The following is a 2,352-nucleotide window of genomic DNA, read 5'->3' as shown; positions in this document are numbered from 1 at the left end:
CGGTTTGAGACAGTTTTTATGATTATTTGAGGCGAATAGCGAGCTATTCAACGAAAAGAATCATAAAAAATGGCCAAATCCGGCTTTTTCGCAGTAGGTCAGTGGTAAGTCCGACAGGCTCCTAGCCAGAGGACCTGATACCTGGCTTAACCCAGATATCCCAGTAACTCTTTAAATTGCTTCATGGCATCAGGATTGATGGAGAAGCAGGTTCGAGGATGTTGTACTTCGGCCTTAATAAAACCGGCTTCCCGGAGTATGCGAAGATGCTCAGAGATAGTCGATTGTGCCAGCCCAAGACTGCTCACCAGGTCACTGCCCAGGCATTGTCCCTGAGACAGGATTTTCAATAGTCGGATTCTAGCAGGATGACCCAGGGCTTTTGCCGCTGCTGCAAGCGCCTGCTCTTGAGTACTGTCCAGATTGATCTGGCAGAGGTCGGATAGGCATTCAGTAGTCATCTTGCTACTCATAATCGTCGAATGACGATCATGATATTGCCAGCGGTGTCATCTGTCAAAGTGGTTTCGACCCGTTTGGCTGCAAGTTTTACTTATCTGAGATGAGGCATAAAAGGTTGAATTAATGAGCATTATAAACTTGCCAGTTGTCGTCTTATGGAGGGGTGGCTCTATTAAAAATAAGTCGATCGATTTTAAGTCAGAGTATTCTGAATGACATTTTAGGCGAGAAAAGCACAGTAATATTGAAACTATAGACTTGTGTTCGTCGTATATTTGATTAGAACAAAAACAACGCGATGGAATAAAAATGCTACTGAATGATGGAACTGCCTCGAACAGAAAACCCGATGAGTGCTGTCTCTCTATCGATATCAGCCGGCATATCCAGGCACTCACGAATGAGTTTTATGATGAGCAGCAACATGTCTTTGATTATGAACGCTGCAGAAACTCTCAGGAATATTATCGGGCCGTCCTCTTTTCGAGGCATCTGAAGAAATTTGACCCTTTTGTTCTTACTGCAGACAAAGATCGGCTGGCTTTCTGGCTGAATGTCTACAACCTCCTTTTATTGCACAGTGTTTGTTTTTCAGGGATCAGTAGCAGTCTCAGGGAAGTCAAAGGCTTCTACCAGGACCACACTTATAATATTGGTGGGCACCTGCTCAGTCTGGATGATATTGAGCATGGTATTCTTCGCAAAAATGCTCGACAGCCCAACAGTATCAGTCGTACTTTCAAAAGAAACGATCCACGTCGCAGCCTGGTTCTGTCTCAGCTTGATCCCCGCCTACATATGGGGCTTTACTCGGCTTGCTTTTCTTCTCCTGCTCTCAGGGCTTTTTCACCTGATTCTGTGGAGCAGTTGCTGGTTAGCGCGACCCGAGACTTTCTGGAACGCGAAGTGACATTGAGTGAAGACTCCCGATTGCTCTATTTACCGCCTCTCTTCAAATGGTATCAGTCGGATTTTGACGTTCAGGGCGTGACACGTTTCCTGGCCAGCTGGCATCCGGATAGAGGATTAGTTCAGAAGTTGCTTCAGAACAATAATATGAAAAAGACCTTCAACCGTTATGACTGGCAATTGAATCGAACGGGTCAGCAGCAGACCGTGTTTGCTTGAATGGTTGTGGTTAACTTTTGGGAAGTTGGCCATTTCAGGAGGATTTCTGTCTAAAATGAATCACTAATCATTAATAGAACAGGGTAGGAGCGTGATTCAATATGCAGCAGGTAGTGGAAGGTGGTTTCTGTTTCTGGCTCTCAGTCTGCACATCATCCCGGTTTTTGCTGGAGAACATGTATTTACCTTGTATAAAGCATCCGGGAGAAGTAATTGGTCTCCGGTCTCAACTATTATTCTGAACACTGAGTATCGAGAGGGCTCAGTGGTTAGCACACCGCTAAAAGAGTCTTTATCGACTGCCTCTCTCTATGAACAATTGCCTCTGATCACCCGACGTGAAATCAAATCTCCCGTTGCCCGCTGCCCGGATAAAAAACAGAAGTCCTTTTTGAGAGAATCTCTGCGAATGAGTTAAAAATGTCGTTTACAGTGAGGTCGGCAGGTGGCGTAAAAAGGATTACTTTCCATAAAAATGGTGTGCAAGACAGGGTCGTAGACGTTCCAAACGATGCCTGGGATACCTCATTGAAACTTCATGAAAGTCTACGCTGCCATATTGGACAGAGTGCATTGTATGAAGAAATGCAGACGTTGGAAGAGTCTTCCGAAAAACTTCAAGGGCAGATGCAAGGTCCTTAAGTCCCGCTTAACGATCTGAAGAAGTAAGACAGAATGAACTGAAAGGAGCGCCCTCTGTGCTGTTCAGGCAAAATACCTGTATTAATAACAATGCACTTGCAAGGTGCTACACAGGGACGC

Annotated in this window: 4 protein-coding genes; 3 read left to right on the top strand and 1 reads right to left on the bottom strand. The window is 45.1% G+C overall.

Annotated elements, in window-relative coordinates; all coding sequences use genetic code 11:
* Positions 1-146 precede the first annotated feature (146 nt).
* Positions 147-461, bottom strand: coding sequence for an ArsR/SmtB family transcription factor (locus tag ACR2PX_RS16695; RefSeq protein WP_434000491.1), 315 nt, complete (start codon positions 459-461; stop codon positions 147-149).
* A 310-nt stretch (positions 462-771) separates the two neighbouring features.
* Here ACR2PX_RS16695 and ACR2PX_RS16690 point away from each other — a divergent pair, with 310 nt between their 5' ends.
* The 3 genes from ACR2PX_RS16690 (at position 772) to ACR2PX_RS16680 (ending at position 2,232) form a co-directional block, all read left to right on the top strand.
* Positions 772-1,590 (top strand): DUF547 domain-containing protein, encoded by an 819-nt coding sequence (locus ACR2PX_RS16690; RefSeq protein ID WP_434000490.1) that lies wholly within the window; start codon positions 772-774, stop codon positions 1,588-1,590.
* A 91-nt stretch (positions 1,591-1,681) separates the two neighbouring features.
* The gene (locus ACR2PX_RS16685) at positions 1,682-2,008 is read left to right on the top strand and encodes a hypothetical protein (RefSeq protein WP_434000489.1); all 327 of its coding nucleotides are present in this window, start codon (positions 1,682-1,684) and stop codon (positions 2,006-2,008) included.
* Positions 2,009-2,010: 2 nt separating this feature from the next.
* Positions 2,011-2,232, top strand: a complete 222-nt coding sequence (locus ACR2PX_RS16680) for a hypothetical protein (RefSeq protein ID WP_434000488.1) — start codon at positions 2,011-2,013, stop codon at positions 2,230-2,232.
* Positions 2,233-2,352: the final 120 nt, after the last annotated feature.

The organism is Endozoicomonas sp., from assembly GCF_051008435.1.
GTDB lineage: Bacteria > Pseudomonadota > Gammaproteobacteria > Pseudomonadales > Endozoicomonadaceae > Endozoicomonas_A.
The sequence above is the reverse complement of the archived record's forward strand: the minus strand, read 5'-3'. Positions and strand labels throughout refer to the sequence as shown.